The organism is Mucilaginibacter sp. P4_C11, assembly GCF_056402115.1.
On sequence record NZ_JBFUIA010000009.1, the window covers coordinates 108888 to 132938 of the forward strand.

General features: G+C 43.4%; 24 protein-coding genes and 1 pseudogene. 10 read left to right on the forward strand and 15 right to left on the reverse strand.

Annotation, left to right across the window (positions count from 1 at the left end):
• Positions 1–79 precede the first annotated feature (79 nt).
• The 4 genes from AC1DU2_RS10485 (at position 80) to AC1DU2_RS10500 (ending at position 6114) form a co-directional block, all read left to right on the forward strand.
• Positions 80–1567 carry a family 43 glycosylhydrolase gene (locus tag AC1DU2_RS10485; RefSeq protein ID WP_477384189.1) on the forward strand — a complete coding sequence of 496 codons (1488 nt, stop codon included), beginning with the start codon at positions 80–82 and terminating at the stop codon, positions 1565–1567.
• A 268-nt stretch (positions 1568–1835) separates the two neighbouring features.
• Positions 1836–3809, forward strand: coding sequence for an alpha-L-arabinofuranosidase C-terminal domain-containing protein (locus AC1DU2_RS10490; protein ID WP_477384191.1), 1974 nt, complete (start codon positions 1836–1838; stop codon positions 3807–3809).
• Positions 3810–4009: 200 nt separating this feature from the next.
• A complete protein-coding gene (locus tag AC1DU2_RS10495; RefSeq protein ID WP_477353736.1) occupies positions 4010–5014 on the forward strand; it encodes a family 43 glycosylhydrolase in 1005 nt (334 codons plus the stop codon).
• A gap of 116 nt (positions 5015–5130) precedes the next feature.
• Positions 5131–6114, forward strand: coding sequence for a glycoside hydrolase family 43 protein (locus AC1DU2_RS10500; protein ID WP_477384193.1), 984 nt, complete (start codon positions 5131–5133; stop codon positions 6112–6114).
• 7 nt (positions 6115–6121) lie between these two features.
• Here AC1DU2_RS10500 and AC1DU2_RS10505 read toward each other — a convergent pair.
• Positions 6122–6337, reverse strand: a pseudogene (locus AC1DU2_RS10505) (type II toxin-antitoxin system YafQ family toxin); the annotation flags it as partial.
• A gap of 76 nt (positions 6338–6413) precedes the next feature.
• A complete protein-coding gene (locus AC1DU2_RS10510) occupies positions 6414–6611 on the reverse strand; it encodes a hypothetical protein (RefSeq protein WP_477384195.1) in 198 nt (65 codons plus the stop codon).
• 186 nt (positions 6612–6797) lie between these two features.
• Here AC1DU2_RS10510 and AC1DU2_RS10515 point away from each other — a divergent pair, with 186 nt between their 5' ends.
• Both AC1DU2_RS10515 and AC1DU2_RS10520 read left to right on the forward strand, forming a co-directional pair.
• Complete coding sequence (locus tag AC1DU2_RS10515; protein WP_477353744.1) at positions 6798–6962, forward strand: hypothetical protein; 165 nt, start codon at positions 6798–6800, stop codon at positions 6960–6962.
• Positions 6963–6964: 2 nt separating this feature from the next.
• Complete coding sequence (locus AC1DU2_RS10520) at positions 6965–7444, forward strand: nucleotidyltransferase (RefSeq protein ID WP_477384197.1); 480 nt, start codon at positions 6965–6967, stop codon at positions 7442–7444.
• A gap of 63 nt (positions 7445–7507) precedes the next feature.
• Here the strand turns inward: AC1DU2_RS10520 and AC1DU2_RS10525 are convergent, their stop codons facing one another.
• Both AC1DU2_RS10525 and AC1DU2_RS10530 read right to left on the reverse strand, forming a co-directional pair.
• Positions 7508–8317, reverse strand: coding sequence for a lysophospholipid acyltransferase family protein (locus AC1DU2_RS10525; protein ID WP_477384199.1), 810 nt, complete (start codon positions 8315–8317; stop codon positions 7508–7510).
• A gap of 136 nt (positions 8318–8453) precedes the next feature.
• A complete protein-coding gene (locus tag AC1DU2_RS10530) occupies positions 8454–8987 on the reverse strand; it encodes an RNA polymerase sigma-70 factor (RefSeq protein ID WP_477384201.1) in 534 nt (177 codons plus the stop codon).
• A 281-nt stretch (positions 8988–9268) separates the two neighbouring features.
• On the opposite strand from AC1DU2_RS10530, the gene AC1DU2_RS10535 reads away from it, so the two are divergent.
• Positions 9269–9523 (forward strand): hypothetical protein, encoded by a 255-nt coding sequence (locus AC1DU2_RS10535; RefSeq protein WP_477353751.1) that lies wholly within the window; start codon positions 9269–9271, stop codon positions 9521–9523.
• A 60-nt stretch (positions 9524–9583) separates the two neighbouring features.
• Here the strand turns inward: AC1DU2_RS10535 and AC1DU2_RS10540 are convergent, their stop codons facing one another.
• The 10 genes from AC1DU2_RS10540 to AC1DU2_RS10585 all read right to left on the reverse strand — a co-directional run bounded on the left by AC1DU2_RS10540 (position 9584) and on the right by AC1DU2_RS10585 (position 19989).
• The gene (locus AC1DU2_RS10540; protein ID WP_477384203.1) at positions 9584–9808 is read right to left on the reverse strand and encodes a hypothetical protein; all 225 of its coding nucleotides are present in this window, start codon (positions 9806–9808) and stop codon (positions 9584–9586) included.
• A gap of 22 nt (positions 9809–9830) precedes the next feature.
• Positions 9831–13463, reverse strand: a complete 3633-nt coding sequence (locus tag AC1DU2_RS10545) for an ABC transporter permease/M1 family aminopeptidase (protein WP_477384205.1) — start codon at positions 13461–13463, stop codon at positions 9831–9833.
• Between the two features lie 21 nt (positions 13464–13484).
• Positions 13485–14372, reverse strand: coding sequence for an ABC transporter ATP-binding protein (locus AC1DU2_RS10550; protein WP_477353757.1), 888 nt, complete (start codon positions 14370–14372; stop codon positions 13485–13487).
• A 6-nt stretch (positions 14373–14378) separates the two neighbouring features.
• Entirely contained in the window at positions 14379–15131 is a 753-nt protein-coding gene (locus AC1DU2_RS10555) for a head GIN domain-containing protein (protein WP_477353759.1), read from the reverse strand.
• Positions 15128–15520, reverse strand: coding sequence for a GntR family transcriptional regulator (locus AC1DU2_RS10560; RefSeq protein ID WP_477384207.1), 393 nt, complete (start codon positions 15518–15520; stop codon positions 15128–15130). Before AC1DU2_RS10560 ends, AC1DU2_RS10555 begins: the two co-directional genes overlap by 4 nt.
• Positions 15521–15526: 6 nt before the next feature.
• Positions 15527–16315, reverse strand: coding sequence for a hypothetical protein (locus AC1DU2_RS10565; protein ID WP_477353763.1), 789 nt, complete (start codon positions 16313–16315; stop codon positions 15527–15529).
• Positions 16299–17153: an ABC transporter ATP-binding protein gene (locus AC1DU2_RS10570; protein WP_477384209.1), complete on the reverse strand. Its 855-nt coding sequence runs from the start codon at positions 17151–17153 to the stop codon at positions 16299–16301. The genes AC1DU2_RS10565 and AC1DU2_RS10570 overlap by 17 nt, the downstream gene beginning before the upstream one ends.
• A 322-nt stretch (positions 17154–17475) precedes the next feature.
• Positions 17476–18378, reverse strand: a complete 903-nt coding sequence (locus AC1DU2_RS10575) for a metallophosphoesterase family protein (protein WP_477384211.1) — start codon at positions 18376–18378, stop codon at positions 17476–17478.
• A 115-nt stretch (positions 18379–18493) separates the two neighbouring features.
• Entirely contained in the window at positions 18494–18670 is a 177-nt protein-coding gene (locus tag AC1DU2_RS10580) for a hypothetical protein (protein ID WP_477384213.1), read from the reverse strand.
• Between the two features lie 314 nt (positions 18671–18984).
• On the reverse strand, positions 18985–19989 hold the full coding sequence (locus AC1DU2_RS10585; RefSeq protein WP_477384215.1) for a LacI family DNA-binding transcriptional regulator: 1005 nt from the start codon (positions 19987–19989) through the stop codon (positions 18985–18987).
• A gap of 202 nt (positions 19990–20191) precedes the next feature.
• On the opposite strand from AC1DU2_RS10585, the gene AC1DU2_RS10590 reads away from it, so the two are divergent.
• Together AC1DU2_RS10590 and AC1DU2_RS10595 are read left to right on the forward strand one after the other, a co-directional pair.
• Entirely contained in the window at positions 20192–21721 is a 1530-nt protein-coding gene (locus AC1DU2_RS10590) for a glycoside hydrolase family 28 protein (protein ID WP_477384217.1), read from the forward strand.
• A gap of 274 nt (positions 21722–21995) precedes the next feature.
• A complete protein-coding gene (locus tag AC1DU2_RS10595; protein WP_477353774.1) occupies positions 21996–22865 on the forward strand; it encodes an inositol oxygenase family protein in 870 nt (289 codons plus the stop codon).
• Between the two features lie 96 nt (positions 22866–22961).
• Here AC1DU2_RS10595 and AC1DU2_RS10600 read toward each other — a convergent pair whose 3' ends face one another.
• Positions 22962–23084, reverse strand: a complete 123-nt coding sequence (locus tag AC1DU2_RS10600) for a hypothetical protein (protein WP_477384219.1) — start codon at positions 23082–23084, stop codon at positions 22962–22964.
• A 48-nt stretch (positions 23085–23132) separates the two neighbouring features.
• On the opposite strand from AC1DU2_RS10600, the gene AC1DU2_RS10605 reads away from it, so the two are divergent.
• A complete protein-coding gene (locus AC1DU2_RS10605; protein ID WP_477384221.1) occupies positions 23133–23729 on the forward strand; it encodes an RNA polymerase sigma factor in 597 nt (198 codons plus the stop codon).
• The last annotated feature ends 322 nt before the right edge of the window (positions 23730–24051 follow it).

A 24051-nucleotide genomic window follows, 5' to 3' on the forward strand; every position in this document is an offset into this window, starting at 1 on the left:
AAACATAGTGTATAAGATTTCTCTCTATCGTTCGAAATGACATGATTTTATTTAAGGAGATAAGAAGAAAGCTATGAATATGAAAAGAGGTAGAAACTTATGGTTAATAACAAGCTTAGCAACAGTACTATTTTCCTGCTCAAAAAAGGAAACGCCTACACCAACACCAACGGATACCACCAAAACAACACCGGTAACCCCGGCAGCTTTTGATATCAATTCCATAACGGATACCTATGCAGATATCTCGGCTTTTACCTATTACCCAAAATGGACGGTATACAATGTACACGATCCATCCATCAAAAAATTTGGCGATTACTATTATTGCTACAGTACCGATGTTGGCTTTGGGATAGATGTCCGTTCAGGTCTTCAAATTCGCCGGTCTAAGGATTTGGTTCAGTGGGAATTTGTAGGCTGGGTGTTTTCAACATTACCGGGGCAGGGCTCGGCATATATCACAGGTAAAGGAGGTACCCCGTTCAACTCGTTATGGGCACCCTATGTAATGAAGGTGGGATCAGAATACCGGCTGTATTATTCCCTGTCATCGGCCGTAGCGCGGTTAAGTGTTATCGGTATGGCAACTGCCACATCGCCCGAGGGGCCGTGGACAGAAAAGGGGGTAGTGGTAACATCGGCCAATGATGCATCCATCCAAACCAACGCTATCGATCCAACGGTGGTAACTACGACTGCGGGGGAACAGTATATGTATTACGGTTCGGCATGGGATGGTATTTATATTTTAAAGCTGGATGCTTCAACCGGCCTGGCAGCATCGCCCGGCGATAAAGGTAAACGCATTGCCAACCGTGGTTTTACGGGCGGCAAATACAATGGCAACATTGAAGGTGCCGAGGTGATTTACAGTCCCGACTTGAAAAAATATTTCCTGTTTATCAGTTACGATTGGCTGCAAACCAAATACAATGTTAGGGTAGGCAGGGGCGATAGCCCAACCGGTCCGTTTTATGATTATAACGGGCAGGATATCAATACCAACGTTGATCATGGGCCAATGGTTTTAGCACCATACCAGTTTAACGGCCATGGTGGCTGGCAGGGAACCGGGCATTGCGCTGTATTTGACGACGGCAGCGGACAATATTTTATGGCTCACCAGGGCAGGCCGGGCGTTAACTCCTATTTCATGGATCTTCATGTTCGCAAAATATCATGGACACCTGATGGCTGGCCGGTAGTATCGCCGGAGCGTTATGCCAATGTTGCCCAAACAGCTATTGCTGCCGCGGATGTTGCAGGTACTTATGAAAAGATAACTTTAGGTTACCACGTTGTTCCGGGTTACGGCACCGAGCAAACCAATCCCGATTTCCAGGTAGCTACTACCTTTAAACTGGATGCCGCCGGTACCATAGATGGCAACGCCACCGACACCTGGACTTATGCATCACCTTACATTACCCTAAAATATGCCGCCGGCGCCACCTACAAATTAAAAGTTGAACGCGAACGCGACTGGGAAAACAAAGTTGCATCAACCTTAATATTTACCGGGCTGGATAATACAGGTACGGCTGTTTGGGGGAAGAAGAAATAAGTTTTTTTTGATAAAGGATTTTTGCACAAAAGATAAAGGACAAAATACAAAAGCGAGGCAATGTGCGAATCTCCTCTTGAGAGGGGCGGAGGGGTGTGTTTAGCCAGCGTTTATTGGGAACGCAGGACAACACACCCCGCCATCGCTCAACCCGCAGCGCGCCCCTCTCGAGAGGGGATAAAAAAGAAAAAACCTTCAAAATAATGATTGTGAAAATTACACTTATTAATAATTTTTTGTAGTTTTAGCGTACCAATACAAACCAACAATGATCAGGAAAGCTTTTTTTACTTTTTGCGGTGCAGGCATGCTTTTGTCGGCACAGGCGCAAACGCCCCGGGTTTATACCATACAAGCCGATAAAATTAAAACGCCCATACAAAAAACCATGTACGGTATCTTTTTTGAAGATATTAACCAGGCTGCTGATGGCGGTGTGTATGCCGAATTAATAAAAAACCGGTCGTTTGAGTTTAACATGCCGATGATGGCCTGGGACGATCACAAAAAAGACGGCGGCGAAGGCCGGGTAGAAGTAATTAACCGCGCTACAGAAAGGCCGGAAAATCCGCACTTTATTAAAGCTTATATAACCTCAGAAACCGGATCGTTCGGTCTGGAAAATGAAGGTTTCCGCGGAGGAACCGGCATTAAGGAGGGCGAAACGTACAGCTTTTCGGTAATGGCAAGGCAAAATGGCGACAGTAACGTAAAACTGAATATAGAGTTGCATGGTGATAACGATGCTATTATAGGCAAAGCCGATTTGAGTGCTCCCGATAAGGAGTGGAACCGCTACAGCGTGAAATTTACTGCATCGGCCACTGCTAAAAAAGCAAAGGTTTATGTTTGGCTAACGGGCAAAGGCGTAATTGACCTGGATATGATCTCGCTGTTTCCTGAACATACCTGGAAAAACAGGCCCGGAGGCTTACGCGCCGACCTGGTACAAAAGCTGGCCGATATTAAACCTGGCTTCCTGCGTTTCCCGGGCGGATGTATTGTAGAAGGCCGCGAGCTGAATACCCGCTACCAGTGGAAAAAAAGTATTGGCGATATTGATAAACGTACCAACATTATTAACCGCTGGAATACCGAATTCGCACATCGCCCGGCGCCCGATTATTATCAAACTTTTGGCTTGGGCTTTATGGAATATTTCATGACAGCCGAAGATATTGGCGCATCGCCGCTGCCAATCCTGAATTGCGGTATGGCCTGCGAGTTTAACACTTCCGAAATGGTTCCGCTGGATCAGCTTGATCCTTATTTGCAGGATGCACTTGACCTGATTGAATTTGCCAATGGCGATGCAAATACCAAATGGGGCAAATTGCGTACTGATCTTGGTCACCCGGCACCTTTTAATCTGAAACTGATTGGTGTGGGTAACGAACAGTGGGGCCCACAGTACATTGACAGGTGGAAAATATTTACTAAAGCCATCAAAGAAAAATATCCCGATGTAAAAATAGTATCCGCCTTAGGTCCGTTCCCTAAAGGGCCGGAGTTTGATCTGCTGAACAAAACTTTCCGCAGCCTGGGTGCCGACATCCTGGACGAGCATTATTACGCATCGCCAAAATGGTTTAGGGACAATGCCCGCCGTTATGATAACTACGACCGCAAAGGGCCAAAAATATTTGCCGGCGAATATGCCGCGCAAAGCGTACAAACAGGTAGCCCCCTAAACAAAAATACATGGGAATGCGCCCTTGCCGAGGCAGCCTTTATGACCGGCCTTGAGCGTAATGCCGATGTTGTTAGCATGGCTTCATACGCGCCGCTTTTTGCCCATGTAGACGGCTGGCAATGGACCCCAGATTTGATTTGGTTTGATAATCTGAAAAGCTATGGTACGCCAAACTACTACGTACAGCAGTTATTTTCGCTTAACAAAGGTACCGATGTAGTACCCCTGATGCTGGGCAACGAGTCGGTTGCAGGGCAGGATGGCTGTTATGCCACCGCCAGTTTGGATAAAAACACCAATGAACTGATCATCAAATTTGTGAATACCGCCGCCACTGCCCAAAATGTGAGCTTTAAAATAGACGGCGGAAACTACCAGAAAAAAGCTACCGTAATAACACTGCACAGCGAAAAAGGCAGCGACGAAAACTCGTTGGATAACCCAACAGCGATAAGCCCGGTACAAAGCACCATGGCGGTAAGCGGTAAATCGGTAAATGTTAACGTGGAGCCTAATACGTTTAAAATAATCAGGCTGAAGAATAAGTAGAAACGGTTATGATTATGTCACGAATATCCTCAGGAGAAGCCTGAAAACGGAATCTGTAAGGTATAGAAGGAATAACCAAGTCCTAAACTTCCGTCATTGCGAGGTACGAAGCAATCCTGAACTCTGTGGGACTGAGCATGTAGGGGATTGCTTCGTACCTCGCAATGACGGGGAGTAAAACTTCAGTTAAACAATTGATTTTGAAAAAACTAACCATCGCCATTCTTTTGATAACCTCCTGCATCGTTGCCCATGCGCAGGAGTTAAAAACCGGTATATCGGTGCATGATCCGGTGATCATGAAGCAGGATAGTGCGTATTATATTTTTTGCACAGGCATGGGTATATCCATGTGGTCGTCGGCAGATAAGTTGCATTGGAAACGCGAACAGCCTGTGTTCGCAAGCGCGCCGCAATGGGCGGTTGATGCTATCCCTGGCTTTAAGGGGCATATCTGGGCGCCGGATATCTCGTATTACAATGGTCTTTACTACTTGTTTTATTCGGTATCGGCGTTTGGCAAAAACACATCGGCTATCGGCGTGGCTACCAATACCACTTTACATCCCAATGATCCGGCTTATAAATGGGTTGATCATGGTAAAGTGATCCAATCTGTCCCCGGTAAAACCAATTGGAATGCTATCGACCCTAATTTAATTACCGATAAAGATGGCACGCCTTACTTGGTATTCGGCTCGTTTTGGGATGGATTGAAATTGGTTAAGCTTAATAACGACAGGTTAAGCGTTGACGAAAATATAGACAATATCCCAACCATTGCAACGCGCAGAAAAGCGGTTAGCGAAAACCTGCCCGCTGTGGATGGTAACCCGGTTGATGCCGGTGGTAACGCCATTGAAGGCCCGTTTATTTACAGGCACGATAAATACTTTTACCTTTTTGCATCAATAGACTACTGCTGCAAAGGACCTAAAAGTACTTATAAAATGATCATTGGCCGCTCAAAAACGTTAAAGGGGCCTTACCTGGATAAAACCGGCCTGGCCATGAACAAAGGTGGCGGCAGCATTTTATTGGAAGGTGATAGTAATTGGTATGGCGTAGGGCATAATGGCGTTGCCCACTTTGACGGCGACGATTACATCATTTATCATGGTTACGACGCAGCAGACAGGGGCATATCCAAATTGCAATTAAAAAAAATGAACTGGGTTAATGGATGGCCGGTGATAGGAGAATGATAAAAAACGCTAAATAAAACTACCCTCATTGCGAGGTACGAAGCAATCCCGAACTATCTGGTGCTTAGCATGTAGGATTGCTTCGTGCCTCGCAATGACGGTTCATGTAATACATTATGAAGACATCAAAATACCTGCTCGCATTATCATTAACGCTATGCAGCCTCGCTTCGGCGCAAGCGCAAACCGTAAAATCAGATTCCGTTATCCGTACAAACGGTAATCCCATTATCCGCCATGAATATACCGCCGATCCGGCTGCGATGGTATACAAAGGCAAAGTATACCTGTATACCGGGCACGACGAGGCCCCAGCCAACCATAACGGGTACGTAATGCATAACTGGACATGCTTTTCATCTTCGGATATGGTTACCTGGACAGAACATCCTTCGCCAATGAATGTAAAGGATTTTACCTGGGCGCGGGATGATGCCTGGGCATCGCAGGTAATTGAGCGCAATGGCAAGTTTTACTGGTATGTAGCTGTTGAGCACGCCACCATACATGGCAAAGCCATTGGTGTAGGTGTAAGCGACAGCCCAACAGGCCCCTTCAAAGACGCCCGCGGAACGGCCCTGGTTACCAACGATATGACCAAAGCCGTTAAACACTCCTGGGACGACATAGACCCATCGGTTATTATTGATAAAGACGGGCAGGCTTACCTGTTTTGGGGCAACGGTATTTGCTACTACGCCAAACTAAAACCCAACATGACCGAACTGGACGGCGAAATTAAAACCATTACACTGCCGCATTATACCGAAGCGCCATGGATACATGAAAGTAATGGCTGGTATTATCTTTCATACGCCTATGAGTTCCCCGAGAAAATTGCCTATGCCATGAGCCGCAATATCAATGGCCCCTGGGTTTATAAAGGCATCATCAACGAAATTGCCGGTAACTCCAACACCAACCACCAGGCTATCATCAACTTTAAAGGCAAAGATTATTTTATATACCACAACGGCGCCCTGGTGCCCGATGCAGGCAGCTTCCATCGCTCGGTATGTATCGATTATTTGTACTACAATAAAGATGGTACTATAAAAAGAGTGGTGATGACAAGCGAGGGGGTGAATAAGGTTAAGTAGGATTTCATTAAAAAAGATCGGAATGCGTGCCGGTGCGTACCAACTCAAGAAGCATTATTTGTTCATTTTCATCCCAAATAAGCAGCAGATCAGGTTTTACGTGACATTCCCAATAACCTTTATAGTCGCCGCTGAGCTTATGGACATTGTGTTTTTTAGATAATCCACTGTGCCCTTTTTCGGCAAGAGTAGTAATAACCTGTTGCAATAACTGTAAATCTTTAACTAGATCGTTTTTTAAGCAGTTTCAGATCTTTTAAGAATTTTGTGGAAGTAACTATTTCAAACATCTTCCTTGATCAGATACTACCGAACAGTTCATCGACACTTTTGAATTTTCGTCCTTTTCCGGCTTTAAGTTCCGCCATAGCAGCAATAGTATCCGCATTTGGAATGCCGGATTGTTTTTTTACTTTAACAGTCACTCCAAGTTCCTTTAAAAATTGCTTAACAAGGCGGGTTTTATTATCAGGTACATTTATTTCAAGTATTTGCATAATAAACTTTTTGCATCTAATACAAATTTACTTAATTGTAATCAGCTTGAATAGAAACATGTCATATTTTTATAACCCTGATGAGTTTTGCTATTACTTTAGCTTTAGTCGTTATGCTTAAATATGTGTGTTAGTTATTTTTACCTGTATTTTCCTTAAATTTGATAATATTTAATGGCTTAAGTCATGGAAAAAGCGAAGCAATCATTTGATCAGGCCGAAATAGAACTTTTAAAAGAGGGTTTAAAGCGAAGCTATAAAGAGCGTTTTGAAATGGCTACCCGTTTATATAAAATACAGCAAGCTGCCAGCAAAGCTTCAATAACTCATAAACCATTTATCAGTAAATAATTGTGGATGTATTTGATGAGGAAATTGTTAATTTCTGGAAAGCCCTGCAAGATTACCATGTACAATATATTTTGATAGGTGGCTACGCTATAAATTTCCATGGTTATCAGCGCTTCACAGGTGACCTGGATATTTGGCTTAACGACAATTTAGAAAACAGGCGAGCCTTACGTAAAGCTTTCATAGCCTGTAATATGGGCGACTATCCGACAATAGAAACTATGCAATTTGCACCTGGCTGGACTGAATTTCACCTAAACAACAGTCTCCGGCTTGATATACTCACCGAAATGAAGGGCTTGGAGCAATACAGTTTTGAGGAATGTTTGCAAATGGCTTCTGTAGCCGATATTGAAAATGTAAAAATACCATTCCTGCATATCAATCAACTGATAATCAACAAAAAGCAAGTAAACAGGCCGAAAGATCAGAGTGATGTTTTGGCACTTGAACAGATACGTAAATTAAGGGATGATATTTAAAGGTTGTTTATTGCCGAAGTAAGGATCAAATCACATTGTATAAATGGGCTAAAGATACTGACACTATGCAGCCTCCTCTTTTAACCCGTATGTTTTAGCCCTTAGTAAAGGCAATAGTTCGTCGTTTTTTTGCTGTGCATGGAAGTCACTGGGCGATATGGGTTTGCCTATGCGTACCCGAAGCACCATTCCTTTTTTGTTAAAAAGTTCGGCGGGTAACATGGCTGTTTGGAGCGAGGGATGGATGTAACGCAGCAGACTGAACCCTAAACCATTATCGCCATGAAAATAAATGGGCAACACAGGTGCGCCGGCTTTGGCGATCAGCTTTCCAACAACGGGGTGCCATTCCCTATCGGTAACACGCTGTGTTTTAAAGTCAAATGCCGAAACTTCGCCTGCCGGGAAAATGGCAACGGGTGTGCCATTGCGTAGTTGGCCTAATGTGTTTTTTAGTCCGCTGATGCTGGAGCTGTCTTTGATTTTTTCGAACGGATTAACCGCTATAATATAATCGGCCAGGTTAGGCACCCGTTTAAGCAGAAAGTTACCCATAAACAAAGTATCGGGCCTGCGCGATACCAATAAATTAAGCAACGCCAGTGATTCAACAGCACCATAAGGGTGATTGGCCACGGCGATGAATGCACCCGATGCGGGGATGTTGGCCAGGTCTTCGTCATCAACCTGGATGGTGATGCCTAAAAACTGAAGCGCAAAACTGGTAAATTCAACACCCGTTAAAATACCTGCCTGTTGCATCATATTATTAAAAGCGTCTATTTTCATCAGCCTCATTAAAAGCGATGCTAAGGCAGGAAGCTTAGCGGTGCCGATTGCTTTTATCACGTCGCTTTTGCTGATTAAACTCATTTGGTAAATATATGCCGGCAATGTAAAGGAATGCCCCGGTTGTTGTTATGCTTTATGCATGTGGATTCGGGTAACGTTTTGAGAGAAAACAGTTGCTTTTGCGGCTTACCGGTATTGCCCAAAAAACAATGTTGGATTACAGCAAAACGCTTTCGAGTTTTTTGAGTGCAATGGCCAGTTGTGCAAACACCGTTTTGTCGGATAGATTAAGGATAGTTGCCACTTCTTTGCAAGATAAACCATCCTGCTTAACCATTTTAAAAATAAGCTTACAGCGCGGTGGCAAGCTATCAACAGCGGTTAAAAGGAAAGCCTGCAACTCTTTACTGATAAGCAGCTGGGCCGGATCAACCGAGAGGTGGAAATAGTAAGCTTCGGCTATGTTTAACTCTTTGAGTTGTTTGGATGTGGTTCCCCTTAAATAATTTAAACAGGCATTTTTTACCGTAACATACAGGTATACCTGGATATTGAGCACCTTGCCCATATCTTTACGGTTTAACCAAACTTTAAGAAACACATCATTAATTATTTCTTCGGCCGCTTCCTTATCTCCTAAAAACGAATAGGCAAACTGAAATAACTTTGCAAACTGCTGTCTGTAAAGCTCGTTAAATGCAGATTCATCTTGATTAATCTGGATACGTCTGATCAAATCCTGTATACTCAAACCGGTTAATTTTCTCAGTATGTGAAGTTATGAAATAGCCTGTTTAGCAGTATAAAAGTAAGGTTTTCACAACTGCAATTTTAACAATTTAAGCCGGATACGGGAAAAATCGTTTTCAGTTAATTTTGCCCGCGTAAAAAATTATAGCCGTGCAGGGATAATTACTACAACCACCAGGTACAATTGTGCTTATCAGTAAATGCACAGTTTGTAGGAAAGTAAATCAAAAATCGTGACATTAAATAAAGCATCAGCCACCTAATAATCACGACATTTATCCTATGGAATCAAAAATATTCTCCTACAAGGCAGATGGCATTGTCCTTGAGCCCGTAAACGATCAACTAAAGCTGAGCCCGGTGTTTGATCGTAAAGAACTGGTTGAAAAGATAAAAGATGTTTTAAAAGCAGATGGTTTTAAGGTTGATGAACGCAGCCTGCAGTTTAAAATTGAGGATGGACAGCTTTTTGTACAAGGTCTTGCAGGCAAGGAGCCGGAAGCCCGGTCTATCGGGTTTATGAGCGGGAAGGTTTAAAGTCAGGAGTGGTAATTTGGTTATCCCTACAAAATCAGGGGCTCGCAATTTTTCATAAGTTTAGCGCTGTTCTGGTTTTATTTTACCCTTAATGCGGTTAAACAGCCGCTCGCTCTGCCCTTCCTCAATTTCGGTTTCGGTATTAAAAAAGGGGGTCATGGTATTGATAAAAAATGCATCGTCAGGATGAGCTTTTACCAGCTTTTCAAGTGCTAAAAGCTCATCAGCGCTTGCTTCGCCGATGAGCTTTTTGATGATAAGGTTTAGGAGTTGTTTTTGGTGCACTGGGTAAATAATTGGCCGTTTATTAAAAATCTTTTGAATTATCGCCCATTAAACGGTCTATCAGTTTATTATATGGATCGATGCCTGCGTTTACGGGTTTGCCTTTTACAATCATGGTTATGGTGTGCTTGCCGGCGGTAAGCTTGTGCCGTTTAAGGTAAAGCGGGTTAGTTACCAACCGGCCTTCTTTGTTGGTAGTATTGGCCCCAAACACCCCGATATCTATATAGTCGTTCATGTTTTTGGCGGCTACATCATTGCCTTTTTTGTCAATCCAAACCTTACCTGCATTTACCGTAAGGGTAACCTTGTATTCATTTTTGTTACCGGTAGGGGCCGATTTTAAATCGATCAGTTTATTATCGTAAAGCGTTATTTTTTGCCAGGTATCGGTTAAATAATATTGTAACGAATCGGGTACGTGCTTTTGCAGGTAGCGGTACAAATCATTGCTGCCGGCATAAGGTGGCTTGCTTTTAAAAGCATAGGCGTTTTTAAATTCGCGCAGTGCGTTGTTCAGGCTGTCTTCGCCCATCAAATCTTTTAGGGTGTACAATACCAGGCCGGCTTTGCCGCCCCATAAAAACCATTCATTAGCCTTTATCAGTGGATGTTCTTTTTCTTCCAACCGGTGCCTGATAAAGGTGTAAAAGCTCACCTGGTCATACAATATCCATTTCATATTGTCTTTGCCATACTTTCGCTCAGCCAACAGCAGGGCGCTATAGCTTGCAAGGCCTTCGGGTATTACCAACGAGCCCACGGTGGCATTTGGCGCAACCTGGTAGCGCCACCATTGCTGTGCCAGCTGGCGGCCGGTGTTAAAGTATACAAAATCAAACTGGTTGGGGTTTTCAAAATTGGCATTCCAGGAATTGCGTTCGGCATAAGTATCAAGCGTACTTAATGAGGCATCATGCGGACCAAAATCACTGGTTTCGGCCAGGCGGATATCATTGAAAGGGTAGGGGCCAAATGCTTTTGAAAAATATTGCAGTCCATCTTTATAAGCCGCCATTATGCGGTTGATATTGGTATTATGCGCCGGGTGGTAATAAATATCAACATTAACCTTATGGTCAAGCTGTACGCTGTCATGCCGGTTTGCATACTTTGCCGATAGGATGGCCAGCGGGCCATAAAAATTACTACCGGTGTAGTGGTAATAGTTGCGGCCATTTTGCTGCCAGTGTTTTTGCAGGTAACCGGGGGCAACAGCGGTTTGATTGGCCGATGTGCTTACCGTAATATCAAGGTTTAGCAAGCCGGATGATTTGCCCGATTTGAGGGTGCTGATACCTACCGGGTCGTTTTGCGCTATTTCGTCCTCGTGCTTCTCGGGCAGCCCGTTTTTTTTGCGCACATAGTTGCTGTTTTCCTCGTCGTCATCATCATACCCCATGCCGGGCAGGCCGCCGTTAAAAAATGTGCCATTATGCAGCAGATTTTTGGCGTACAAGCCGTTTTCGAAGCCTTTGTGTGCTATGTATGAATTAACCTCGAACACGGCCGAATCGCCAGGGGCCAAAGGCTTTTCAAACTGGTATAACCTGAAGTCGGCCGTATCCTGTTTGGGCCTGAACCAATTGAACATACCCCGTTTGTACAGCAGCGGATAGGTAAAGGGCACCGGCTTGCCGGCTATTTTTATACTATAACCGGTAAGCTCATCGCCATCTAACAATAGTTTTTCAATTGGTTTATCGGTGGGGTTAAAAACAGTTACAAAGGCTTTTACAATTTCCTGCTGCTTATCAGGATAAATATCTGCAAACAACTTTATCCCGGTAACCTTTGGTAATGGCAGGTTGGCATATTTTTTTAAAGTTTTTTCGTAAATAATAGCCCTGTCTTCGTTTTCGCCCTGGGTTAAAAAGTTGTTCAGGTAACTAATGTTGTAGTAATTGTAAGCGCCTACAGCCAAAAAAGCGATGCCCACAACCGCGGTGAATAGCTTTGTTTTGGTATCAAACCTTTGGCCCAACAATTGCAGCCGCTCTTTAAATGAGCTGGTAACGCCCCGGTAGTAAAACAAAGCGGCTATAATAATAAGCAGCCCGCCACATAACAGCCAGTACAGGTTAAACCAGTAAACCGGCGCCTGCATGTGGCCGATGCCATCCATATCTGATATGCCGTACCACGGGGTATACGAGTAAATGAGCAGGTTGTAGTTGAATATCCCGGTAGTATTTAAAAAGAAAACCAGCACCCAAATAGCAACCCCAACACCATGCGCCACAAACTTATTATTGATAACAACGTGTACCACATAAGCAAAAATGACCATCTCCAGAAAGCGCGGCATAATTACCGTAAACACATACATTAAAAAAAACGACAGGTTGTATTGATGAAAGCCCTTTACGGTTTGTACAACCAATCCTGTTACCAACGGCACCAGCGATAGGCCGAAACCCAGCACCAGCAAAGCGAGGAGTTTTGAGCCATTAAGCACCCAGTTTGGCGGCGGCAACGAGTCGTTTATGAATGCATAACGTGTAATTTTATCGCGGTGCAGGGTTTCGCCGGTGTAAAATATGATGATGAAGAAGATGAAAAAGGGGAAGACGTCATTGAATATGGCCATTAAAATTACAGTGCGCGGGAAATAGGCAATCCCATAATCATTCATCCCCAACCAGAATACAAAACCCAGGAAGCCCATTCCGGCCAGCAAAATTATCCAGAAATAATTGTCGCGGATGATGTTGGTAAGTTCTACCCGTGCAAGGTTAAACAAGGTTTTGCGGTTGTAGGAGCCGGTAAAACTAATATTGGCCTTTAATACCAATGCCCGTTTTGTTTTTGAAACCACATCATCAATGGCCGCTTTATCGCGCTTGCCGCTAAAAAATCTTTCGAAGCTGAACCGCACGTAGGTAAATACTAAAATAACCAGGCCAACGCCTGTCCATATCAGCCTGTTGGCCAAAAAAGCCCCTGTAACCGGGAACAGCATCGTGTTTTTATCAGCTGATGTGGTAATGCTTGATACAAAGCGCACCGCACTTAGCCCGAAAGGATCGGCATTGATAATTACTGTGGCGTTACTGGTATGTTGAAGGAAAAAGACGGAAATAAAATAACCTAAAAACAGCAGTATACCACCAGCATAAATCACCTTTACATTCCGTGTAAGCGCTACCAGGCCAAAAAATAACGACGAGGTAAAAAACAGGTTGGGCAATGCCATCACCAAAAACGGGTGCAGGTAATAGATCAGCTTATTAGGCCCATATTCTTTTGCATCTTTCCAGCCCATGGCCGGGCCAAGCTTTGTGCCTATGTAAGCCCCGATAATAATGGAAGTGGCTATAAAAAGCATAAACACAAAGCTGCCCAGGTACCTGCCCCAAAAATAGCCGGCTTTGGTAATAGGGTAGGTGAGGTAATAATCTTTAGTGTTATTTTCAATATCCCGATAAAGCGGTTCGCCCATGATCGATGAGCTTACCAGCATCATAAACATGGTAATACCCGCGCACCATAATGCCAAAACAAAAGGCGCGTTAATGTGCTCCTTATCGCCCAGCGGTAACGATCCGGTGGCAAATGTCATGATGGTAAATGCAAGGGCGGCGGCAAAATAAAGATAAACCGCGGGCCTTCTGAGGCGGTTTTGCACCTCGAAAATGAATATTTTCCGAAACATAATATTTTGTTTTTAAGCGGGTTAAATGGTGTTTACATCTACGCGGGTGGCAATATTGCTAAAGTATACATCCTCCAGGTTAGGGGTTGCGGCAATAAAGCCGTTGCCCGGTTCGGTATCCTGTATAATGCGGATGTGCAGCTGCCCCGTTTTTAACTGGGTAGAGATAACCGAAAAATCATCTTTGTAAAAATTAAGATCTGTTTTGTTGATGGCTTTGCTGTAGATTTTGCCTTCCAGTTCGTTTACGGCGGTATCGGGCTGGCCGGCATACAGTACTTCGCCCTGGCAAATAATAGCAAAGTTGGCGCACAGGGTGCTCACGTCCTCTACAATATGGGTGCTTAAAATCACAATGGTATTCTCGCCCAGCTGGCTCAGCAGGTTGTAAAAGCGGTTGCGCTCGGCAGGGTCAAGGCCGGCGGTTGGCTCATCAACAATAATGAGTTTGGGGTTGCCTATCAAGGCCTGGGCGATACCAAAACGCTGTTTCATCCCGCCCGAAAAGGTGCCCAGGTGTTTTTTGCGGTCTTTAGATAAGTTCACATTTTCGAGCAGGCTGCCCACCAGTTCTTTACGCTCGGCGGCATTGCCTATGCCCTTAAGCTGTGCAATATGGTCAAGCATGCGTTCGGCCGATATTTTGGGGTATACCCCAAACTCCTGCGGCAGGTAGCCAAGCAGCTGCCTTACCTGGGTTTTGTTTTTAAGCACATCCAGGTCATCTAAAAAAATGCTGCCTTTATCGGCTTCCTGCAAGGTTGCAATGGTGCGCATCAGCGATGATTTGCCTGCGCCATTTGGACCCAATAAACCAAACATACCGTTATTTAATGTGAGGGATACATCCTTTAATGCATGTACCCCGTTGGCGTAAGTTTTTGAAAGGGAATTGATTTGTAATTTCATAAGTTACTATTGTTTAAGGTGGATATAGGGTAACAGGCTGTTTTTGGCAGCTCCGTTTATGATGAGCCGGGTGCTATCGCCGGGGCGATAATCCAGCTGATTTATTTTAGCTTCGTTAAGGTTTAGGGTGCTTTTGTTGAGTACCTGTAGTTTGGCTACATTAAAGTGGTTGCTTTTTAAGATAGTAATGTGCGAGCCGCTGAAAGGACTTAACCCAACGGTAGCGTTTAACAAGCCGATGTTATTATTGGCCAATACAACCTGGCTGCCATAATCCTGGCTTATGATTAAACTATCCTGTTTAAAGCCATTAATCATTAGTTTGCCATAATTCCAGTTGTCGTTTGTTGTAGTATCAATAACGCGTTGCCTATTGATAATCATGAAGGCATTGGCGGTTACACTTGTAAGGCTGGGACAAGATATGATAATGCGGTAATTTTCATCATTGTAAAACCGGTTGGTGTTGTATTGGATGTTCATTTGCAGCAGCCTGCCCTTTTGGGTAAACTGTACGTAATCAAGAATGTTTGGATCGGCCTTCACACCAAAGGCACCCTGTACCACCTCAACACTGGCTTTATGCGCGGCATTTATTTCCAGTGCATCAAAATCCTTGTATGGCAGCTGGGTAAAGTGCGAATAAAAGTTTTTGTACCGGCCGGTTAAAAATTCTTTTTTCAGCAGCAGGTCGTACCCACCGATGCATAGCACCAGGAACACTAAAGCGGCTATAAATATTTTTGTACTCGTTTTCATTTGTTTTCGTCTGCTTTAGGCTGGGTTAAGCCGGCCGTGTATTCCTTGTACATCTTCTCCAGGTCTTTGATATCGATATCCAGCAGGTATATATTCCTGAAAAAATCTGGCAGTTGCTGCTGAATAAAACGCTGCTTGCGATAGGCCTTCACCTTTTGCGGCCCATCTGGTGCCACAAACAAGCCCAGCCCGCGTTTATTGATCACCACTTCCTGCGATTGCAAAAACTCGTACGACCGGATAACCGTGTTGGGGTTCACCTCCAGCTCAACGGCCAGATCGCGCGTGGAGGGGATCTTTTCTTCGGGCAGCCATTTGCCTAATAATATATTTTCGCTCACATAAGCTGCTATCTGCAGGTATATGGCATCCTTATCTTTAAATTCCATAATGCATTACACCTGTTTTTCCTTGAGGCGAAAGTAAGCAGCCGTCCATAAAATAAATGCCATAATGATATATACCAACTGGCCTGTCCATACAAAGGCCTCTGCATTTACGCCAAAGTATTTCCCATTCTCCATAAAGCCTACCGAGGTAAAAGGAACTACCTGGATAATATCCCTGTGTATCATATGCGCCATAGCTATATTGTTGAAGATGATGAGTATAGCTATCACGATAAAAAACAGCAGCGCAGTTTTTACAAAATGGAGTTTTTTGAAGTAGATAGCCCCCAAAAAGGCGATAGAATGAAACAACGAGTACAAAATAAGGATGATGAACACCACATTGCCGCCAAAACCAAGCACGCGGTAAAAAAGGCTGAATATTTCAAGTGGCGGCCCCGGAAAATGTTTAGCGTGTAATAAAAACAGCATCACCATGTAAAAACAGCCTATTGATACCACCAAAAATACCACGAACGAGTATAGCCAGGCCACCAGGTATTTTTCAAAATGGGTACTTGGTAAGGTTAAGGCACCCAGCGCTTTTTTGTCGTCGCCCAGGTCGGCAAATATGGTGCTGGTAAATATGGTGCCGGTGAACAGTATAACCCAGGCCAATAGTAAAAGCTGCAGCGGCAGCTCCATACGCACATCCATCAAAAACACCAGGAAACTCCCCCCCAGCAACAGCACACAGGTAAGTACTGTTATTGACATCAGGTAGCTCTTATAATGCTCGGTTGTATGTTTGTAAAACAGCCGGCCAAAACGTTTCAGGTTAAATATCTCGTTCATTTGCTGTTGCTTTTAAGGTTTGTAAAACAGGGTGGTTGCCAGTAATAATGGCATTAAACAGCAGTTCAAGATCTACTTTGCTATACTCGCCGGTAGTGTTTTGCATAATGACGTTTTTGCCGCGCTGGCCTTTTTCTTCGTATAGCACAGGCAAGCCCTCGGTGTCGGCATAGCTGCCAAAGGTTATTTTTTCGGCTACTTCATCCATCGATTGGTTAACCACTATCTCGCCTTTATGTAAAATGAGCAGGGTATCAATCAGGCTATCCAGGTCGCGTACCTGGTGGGTAGATATCACAATACACCTGTCTTCGGTTAATACCGAAGCTATCAGCTTACGAAACTGTACTTTTGAGGGAATATCTAATCCGTTGGTGGGCTCATCCATGATCATCAAACCTGTATTGGTGGCAAGCCCGAAAGCAATCATGGCCTTTTTTTGCTGGCCGTAGCTTTGCTTATCCATCACGGCATCCATATCAACATCCAAGGCGGCCAGGTACCGGTAAAAATCGGCCTTGCTGAATTTTGGATAAAAAACCGCGGTGCTTTTAACATACTGGGCGGGTGTAATATCGGGCACAAAAAGTTCTTCGGCCAAAAAGTAAACATCTTCCAAAACAGAAACCGGCCTGCCGAAAACATTTTTGTTGTTATAATAGCAGCTGCCCTTCGCCGGGTAGATAAGGCCTATCATATTTTTGAGCAGGGTTGATTTGCCGGCCCCGTTTTTGCCAAGCAGGCCGTAGATATGACCTTTACTCAGGGAAAGGTTTAGTCCGCTAAAAAGCGGCTTGGTTTTTTGGTACCCGAAATGCAGTTCTTTAATCTCTATCATAATAGGTGCTATAGTTAGATAGTGCACTACAAATGTACATAACTAAATTTGAGATATACAAGCCTCATAAAAAATAATTTTTAATAATATTTCCGGTGGTATATTTCAAAATATAGCAGGCAATCAGTGCAATAAGTTGACGGAAGGCTGTTTAAGAAGGGAGGGAGAAAAATAGTAACGAATTTTAAAGAGCCGGTTCATTGCGGGCGTTGTTGCCACACGTGCGTGGAGAGATCAACAGAAGAGGCGAAGGAATGGGCAACCCCTCCCAGGGCTACGATGCATGTGCACATTAAGCCTGGGTAAGCCATCGAATGATTCTTTACCCCAAGTAATTCACATATTGCTCCTCAAAAGTACCATCGCTATACAGGTCGAGAAGGCCGTAGCCCGGGGCGGTCTGGCGCAGGTTACCTTCCCACCAGGCACCGCTTACCGCGCCGTTGCAAATGTAGGTAACGTTGTTGTACACCACCTTATCGCGTAGGTGGATGTGGCCGGCCAGGCATAGCTTTACGTTAGGGTATTGGGCAAACAGGTTAATGATGCGGGTGCTATCGGTATGCATGTCGCCGCCCAGTATTTCCCACTTGTTAATAATGTTATCGGCTATTAGCACGGTGGCGCTTAGGATAGGTATATGCGACATAACGAGTATGGGCATAGCCGCATCTGTGGTTTTCAGTTCGTTTTCCAGCCAGGCAAATTGTTCGTCGCCCAGTTTGCCAATGTACCAGGTACCATCAACATCCAGGTGAACGCTATCAAGTAAAATAAACTTCCAGCCGCCCTGTATAAAGCTGTCATAAGGGGTGGCCAGCTGCAGCTGGTCCATGCTGTATTGTTTGCCGTAAACGGCTTCGCTTTTATTGTTCTCGTTCCACCAAATATCGTGGTTGCCAAGACAAAAATGGGTGGGTATGCTGGTTTCGGCTTTCAGGATGCCTTTCATCAGCTGCCATTGGGTGTTAATAGTGCCCAGGTTTTCCTTGTTCATGTCAAAAACAATATCGCCGCCGTTCAGTATAAGGTCGGGCTTTTGCTGCTGTACATGGTGCAGGCATTTCACAAATTTGGCAGGCGCACCAAACTTATCTTTCAGGTGAATATCGGTAACATGAGCTACCCTTAACGCACGCCTTTTAGGGTCGATACCTTGGCTTAACCCAATTGACGGCACCAACAACAGGCCGCCAATATTTTTTAATGCTGCTCTTCTTTGCATTGTTAAACGTAAAATATAATCTGATGCTACTGTTAGTCTTTAGCCGAAGTCTTAAGTTCTAAGTCAAAAAGCAAATTCGACTTAGAACTTAAGGCTTAGTACTTTCAACTTAATATTAAACCAACGGATCGCCTCGCTCATCTTGCTCTTCCTTGTCGGGCTTCATCTCCGATTGGATCATATCTTTTTCAAACTTCTTCTCGTCTTTGATGTTGCGGCGCACCAGCCAAACCACCAGCGCGACTGCTATAAGCACTGCTAAACTTACTTCAAGATAATTTATATTGTTCATAAATCAGGTTTTACAAGCGCATGTAGCCAGTGGTGCAGGCTTAATTTCATCAATGTCCGCTGCAAACAGCGTAAATGCCCGATCCCCAAAAGTAACTTTTGATTTCCGGCACCTATTTCTTAACGAGATGTAGGGAAAGGGCTCGAACCTTTCATATGCCGCCGTCCGGCGCCCTACGCAGCGGTATACCTTTGTTCACCTGGTAACCACTGCAAAGTTAAACCACCCAAACCGGAATTTTACCGCTTGGGTATTATTTAACAGAAAGGTAATATAGTGTGGAAAATTGCCCGGAACCGCGGATTAAACCACCCTTAAAATCCCGTCGATTCTCTTTTTATGATGGTTGATTTTAGTACCAGTGTTTCGTTTGGTTCAAAATACTTCTTATTCAATATTTTAAATAGAATGCCCGCAGCTTCTTTGCCCATCTCAAAAGCAGGCTGCGTAATGGTACTAAGTGACGGGTTTAAAAGCGGTGCGGTTTTGAGGTTCGAAAAACTAATTATCTTAATGTCGCGGGGGATATTCAAATTAAGGTCTTTGCATACATAGTAAAAAGGCAGGGCCAGGTTCTCGATAGATGTTATAATGCCATCGGGTTTTTCATCAATCAGCAGTTTTTTTATCAGCGTGTAATTCTCATCTTCATTGTTAGCGTCGTTTATAACTAATGCATCATTTTTGATAATGCTGTTATCGTTTAATGCAGCACAATATCCGGCAAATCGTTTTCTTCCTGTCGATAGGTTATTTAAGGCCATCAGGTAGGCGATTTTTTTGCATCCACACTCAATTAAATGGCAGGTGGCATTATAAGTGCTTTCGTAATCATCAGTAGTTATTTTTACGGCATCTATATTTTCATTCACCCTGTCGAAAAAAACAACTGGCAACTGGTTAATAATGTCCTTGAAATTTTGATCGTTATTGGTTTCACTTGCTACCGAAATCAGGATCCCGTCAACCCGGCCACTTAGCAAACGGCGCATAAAGGCCATTTCCAAATCGCTGTTTTCGTGCGTTTGATAAATCAAAACATGGTAATCATGCCGGCGTGCTATTTCTTCGATGCCGTTAATAGCCTGCGAAAAAAAGTTATTGGTTACTTCGGGAATAATTACAGCAATGGTTTTTGTTTTATGGCTTCTTAAATTACTGGCAGCGGGGTTGGGCTCATAGTTTAATTGTTTAGCCAGTTCCAAAACCTTCTTTTTGGTTTCGGGGCTTATTTCATGACTGTCCCGTAGCGCCCTTGATACTGTGGCGGTTGATAAATTAAGTGCTAAAGCGAGTTCTTTTAAATTGATGTTACCCATTGCGGATACCTGTTTATAACGGTATAATTTTACTAATATAATGGGGTTTATGCAAACGTTTACGTAAATAAATGGATGCCAATGCCGCAAACTAAACTAAAAGTTTAACAACTTAGGTGCCTGATACAAAAACAAAATCCTGGCTGTACGGCATATGCCTGGATAATAAACCTGCTTAATTTTTCTTTATCGATAGTTTATCATGAAAATATTTTCTTTTTTGGCTTTGCTTGCGATGCCCTTTGCCGGTTATGCGCAGCAAAAAACCTTTAACATAACCGATTACGGCGCGAAGGCCGATGGTATTACCAATAATACTGTAAGCATTCAGAAAGCTATTGACAATGCGAACGCGCAAGGCGGTGGCATAGTGCATGTTCCGGCCGGGAAGTTTTTAACGGGTGTTATCAACCTGAAATCCAACGTTACCCTAAACCTGGCTGCTAATGCCGTACTGCTTGGGAGTGCAAAACGGATTGATTATGGCGAAGGCCATGCATCGCCCCTAATATTTGCTAAAGATCAGCAACACATTGGCATCACCGGGAAAGGAACAATTGACGGCAACGGCGACGAATTGCTGAAAGATCTTTTCGCGATGCTGAAAGCCGGGAAATTGCGGGATTCGTTATGGCAAAAAACGAATCCCTGGGGGCAAATCCAACCCGAAGAGCCAAATCGCCCCAAACTAATTGGCTTTTTTAATTGCATTGGCATCCGGGTAAAAGGTATAACTATTCAAAATGGACTGGTGTGGATACAGGATTACCGGGAGTGCCGCGATATGGTTATCGACAGCATAAAAGTAATAAGCAACACCTACTGGAACAATGACGGCATCGACCTGGTAGATTGTAAAAATGTAAAGCTTACAAACAGCTTTTTTAATGCCGATGACGATGGCATCTGCCTGAAATCGAGCAACCGGAATAGTTGCTGCGAAAATATATACATAGCCAACTGTACCACACGTTCAAGCGCCAGCGGTATTAAATTTGGTACCGCTTCATGGGGCGGCTTTAAAAAAATTACTATAAAGGACATCAAAATATATGATACCTACCGCTCGGCAATTGCCCTGGAATGCGTTGACGGCGGTGTGATGGAAGATATTGACATCAGTAACATTAATGCCGTTAACACGGGCAATGCTATATTTATACGCCTTGGCCATCGCAATAAAGATACTGTAGTGAGCAAGATTAACGGTATCCGCATAAGCAACGTAACTGTTGATGTGCCCAAAGGCAAGCCCGATAAAGGATACCCAATGGAAGGGCCGGAGGTAAAAGGCAGGCACAACCCCTTTCCATCATCAATTGCCGGTTTACCGGGGCATCCTGTTCAAAACGTAACCCTGCAAAATATAAAAATAGTATATCATGGCGATGCCAGTAAAGCTGTAGCCCACGTAAGTTTAGATTCATTGAACAAGATACCCGAAAACCCGCATGATTATCCTGAATTTTCGATGTTTGGCGAATTGCCCGCCTGGGGTTTTTATGCCCGCCACGCGGCAGGGCTGAGCTTTAAAAATGTAACACTTAGCTGCGCCGGGCATGATTTTAGGGCTGCCTGTGTGTTTGAAGATATTGACGGGTTAACCCTTAACTCACTTAAAATACCGCAGGTTAAATCGTTACCCGTAATAGCGCTTTTTGGCGTTACTAAATCGTTAATGCAAAATATTATGGTGCCCGGAAGTGCTAAAAATAAGGTACTTACAAAATAGGTAAAGGTTGATGTACGTAATCGTTTACGTAAATAAATACCCCCAATTATGTAAAACCGATGTTTTTTTTAGTGAATTTTAAAACATTATAAAGCTAAACTGTGCCTTTAAGCGCAGTTCATTTTAAAACTTATTTATTGGATTGCCGGTTTATAAATGGCCTGCTGGAGTTTTTACTCCAGGGTTTCCGGGGGTAGCGATAAGTATAATTTAGAGTTAAACAGATGAGGGCTTTACCAACGTTTAATAATTAATTGTTTGAATGGTTTACGATATGGAAAAGTTAACTGAAAAAGAAATTTCGCCGCTGCCAAGTTTGGATGTTTGGGAGGATGATGTATTAAGCAGGTACCCCGAGCCCGGCACGGCTAAAGCCAAAGATGAGTTCAGGGTTTATAATGATGCCGAAGATAACCCGGTAAGGGAGTTTTACAGGCTTAACCATACTTACCAAACCTATGGTAACGTTTTAGCAAAAAAGGCTAACTTTTTACAGTTTGATAAAATGGAAATGCCGTGGTGGTCGGCAATGGAGTATTTGAATACACTGGTTGATGAATCGGATCCGGATATCTCGCTCGATCAGTTGCAGCATTTATTACAAACATCTGAAGCCATCCGTGCTGATGGGCATCCTGATTGGTTTGTATTAACTGGCTTTATCCACGATTTGGGCAAGGTGCTTTGCCTTTTTGGCGAACCCCAATGGAACGTTGTCGGCGATTCATTCCCGGTAGGATGCAAGTTTTCGGATAAGATAGTTTACCCTGAGTTTTTTGCCGCCAATCCCGATAGCACTGACGAACGCTATAATACCAAATACGGTGTTTACACCCACCAGTGCGGATTGGATAACGTGCACATGTCATGGGGGCACGATGAATACCTGTACCACATCACCAAAGATTATTTGCCCGAGGAAGCGTTGTATATGATCCGTTACCATTCGTTTTACTCGCAACACCGCGAAAAGGCTTACGATCATTTGCTGAATGCGCATGACCAGGAGATGTTTAAATGGGTTGATAAATTTAACCCGTATGATTTGTATTCAAAAAGTCCAAAACCACCGGTAGTATCGGAGTTAAAGCCTTACTATGAGGATTTGATTGCCAAATATTTGCCGGCTACTGTTAAATTATAATTTTAATGTACCCCTATAACAGCGATTTTATTTGATTTATTTGATTTTAGCCTGTCACGCTTAATCTGTAAAAATAACACCTTTTGCAGGTTAAGCTTAAAACAGGCCATCTTTAAAAGAACGATTATCATCTTTTAAAGCGATGGCAAAAATCAAGTAATCATCGGCAAAAACGCTGTAAGGCACATTTATCGATAAATAAATATTTGTACTTTTCACAATTATTCCTGCTTGTTAATTTAAATGATTAAATAGTTACCGGTTGTTATGAATATGGATGCAGATAAAGATTTAGTGTTTCGCTTACACGATGATGACATCGGGGCATTTGATCTGCTTTATCAAAAGTACCACCAGGCCATTTACCGTAATATTTACAAACTCACCAAGGATGATGATGTTTCCTGCGATATTTTACAGGATATTTTTATCGCATTATGGGAAAAACGTGCCGAAATTAAGGCCGACCAATCGGTAAGCGGCTGGCTTTTTGTGTTGAGCTTTAACAAATCAATATCACATTTACGCAAGAAGCTACGCGAGGCTGCGGTTGTTAATGCCATGCCTTTTGCCGAAATAGAGCAGGATGATAGCAACCTTCACTTAATTGACGACCAGTATTACTTATTGCACCAGGCCATTAACCAGCTATCGCCCCAGCGTAAAAAAGTATTTACCCTTTGCAAGTTAGAAGGGAAAACTTACGAGGAAGCAGCCGAAACGCTAAACATATCTAAACATACCGTTAAAGAGTATCTTGGGCACGCGGTTGCGGCCGTCAAAAACCATATCCACGAACACCAGGCCGAATGGAAAACCGCCGGCGTGTTGCTGGCCTGTTATTGGGTTGGTATCGACCAATAATTTCGATCTATGATGTATAGTGTGGGCAGTTAAAATTAATAGAGCTTACTTCACACAAACAAAAGCGGATTCCGCAAATCGAATGCGGTGCAAAACAACATAGAAACTGCTTTAATTTGTGGGTAAACACTACAAATTTACACGCTTCTTTTTGTATATCAAAACAGCAATTTATTCATGCACAAACAGGTGAAAATAAGTTAATTAATTTACACTTTTTAACAACAAATGCGCTATTTATTGATACAAAAAGTACATTTTTTGATACAAAAATAAAACGAAGATTTTTCGCGTAAAAGTTCAAAAAAAACAGCCCGAAAAA

Bases quoted from the DNA above. Each gene is read 5' to 3' on its own strand.
- AC1DU2_RS10545 (WP_477384205.1), bottom strand. From the start codon at position 13,463: ATGTTTCGGAAAATATTCATTTTCGAGGTGCAAAACCGCCTCAGAAGG.
- AC1DU2_RS10590 (WP_477384217.1), top strand. From the start codon at position 20,192: ATGAAAATATTTTCTTTTTTGGCTTTGCTTGCGATGCCCTTTGCCGGT.
- AC1DU2_RS10565 (WP_477353763.1), bottom strand. From the start codon at position 16,315: ATGAACGAGATATTTAACCTGAAACGTTTTGGCCGGCTGTTTTACAAA.
- AC1DU2_RS10535 (WP_477353751.1), top strand. From the start codon at position 9,269: ATGGAATCAAAAATATTCTCCTACAAGGCAGATGGCATTGTCCTTGAG.
- AC1DU2_RS10575 (WP_477384211.1), bottom strand. From the start codon at position 18,378: ATGCAAAGAAGAGCAGCATTAAAAAATATTGGCGGCCTGTTGTTGGTG.
- AC1DU2_RS10570 (WP_477384209.1), bottom strand. From the start codon at position 17,153: ATGATAGAGATTAAAGAACTGCATTTCGGGTACCAAAAAACCAAGCCG.
- AC1DU2_RS10500 (WP_477384193.1), top strand. From the start codon at position 5,131: ATGAAGACATCAAAATACCTGCTCGCATTATCATTAACGCTATGCAGC.
- AC1DU2_RS10555 (WP_477353759.1), bottom strand. From the start codon at position 15,131: ATGAAAACGAGTACAAAAATATTTATAGCCGCTTTAGTGTTCCTGGTG.
- AC1DU2_RS10550 (WP_477353757.1), bottom strand. From the start codon at position 14,372: ATGAAATTACAAATCAATTCCCTTTCAAAAACTTACGCCAACGGGGTA.
- AC1DU2_RS10585 (WP_477384215.1), bottom strand. From the start codon at position 19,989: ATGGGTAACATCAATTTAAAAGAACTCGCTTTAGCACTTAATTTATCA.
- AC1DU2_RS10595 (WP_477353774.1), top strand. From the start codon at position 21,996: ATGGAAAAGTTAACTGAAAAAGAAATTTCGCCGCTGCCAAGTTTGGAT.
- AC1DU2_RS10560 (WP_477384207.1), bottom strand. From the start codon at position 15,520: ATGGAATTTAAAGATAAGGATGCCATATACCTGCAGATAGCAGCTTAT.
- AC1DU2_RS10490 (WP_477384191.1), top strand. From the start codon at position 1,836: ATGATCAGGAAAGCTTTTTTTACTTTTTGCGGTGCAGGCATGCTTTTG.
- AC1DU2_RS10485 (WP_477384189.1), top strand. From the start codon at position 80: ATGAAAAGAGGTAGAAACTTATGGTTAATAACAAGCTTAGCAACAGTA.
- AC1DU2_RS10525 (WP_477384199.1), bottom strand. From the start codon at position 8,317: ATGAGTTTAATCAGCAAAAGCGACGTGATAAAAGCAATCGGCACCGCT.
- AC1DU2_RS10580 (WP_477384213.1), bottom strand. From the start codon at position 18,670: ATGAACAATATAAATTATCTTGAAGTAAGTTTAGCAGTGCTTATAGCA.
- AC1DU2_RS10510 (WP_477384195.1), bottom strand. From the start codon at position 6,611: ATGCAAATACTTGAAATAAATGTACCTGATAATAAAACCCGCCTTGTT.
- AC1DU2_RS10605 (WP_477384221.1), top strand. From the start codon at position 23,133: ATGAATATGGATGCAGATAAAGATTTAGTGTTTCGCTTACACGATGAT.
- AC1DU2_RS10515 (WP_477353744.1), top strand. From the start codon at position 6,798: ATGGAAAAAGCGAAGCAATCATTTGATCAGGCCGAAATAGAACTTTTA.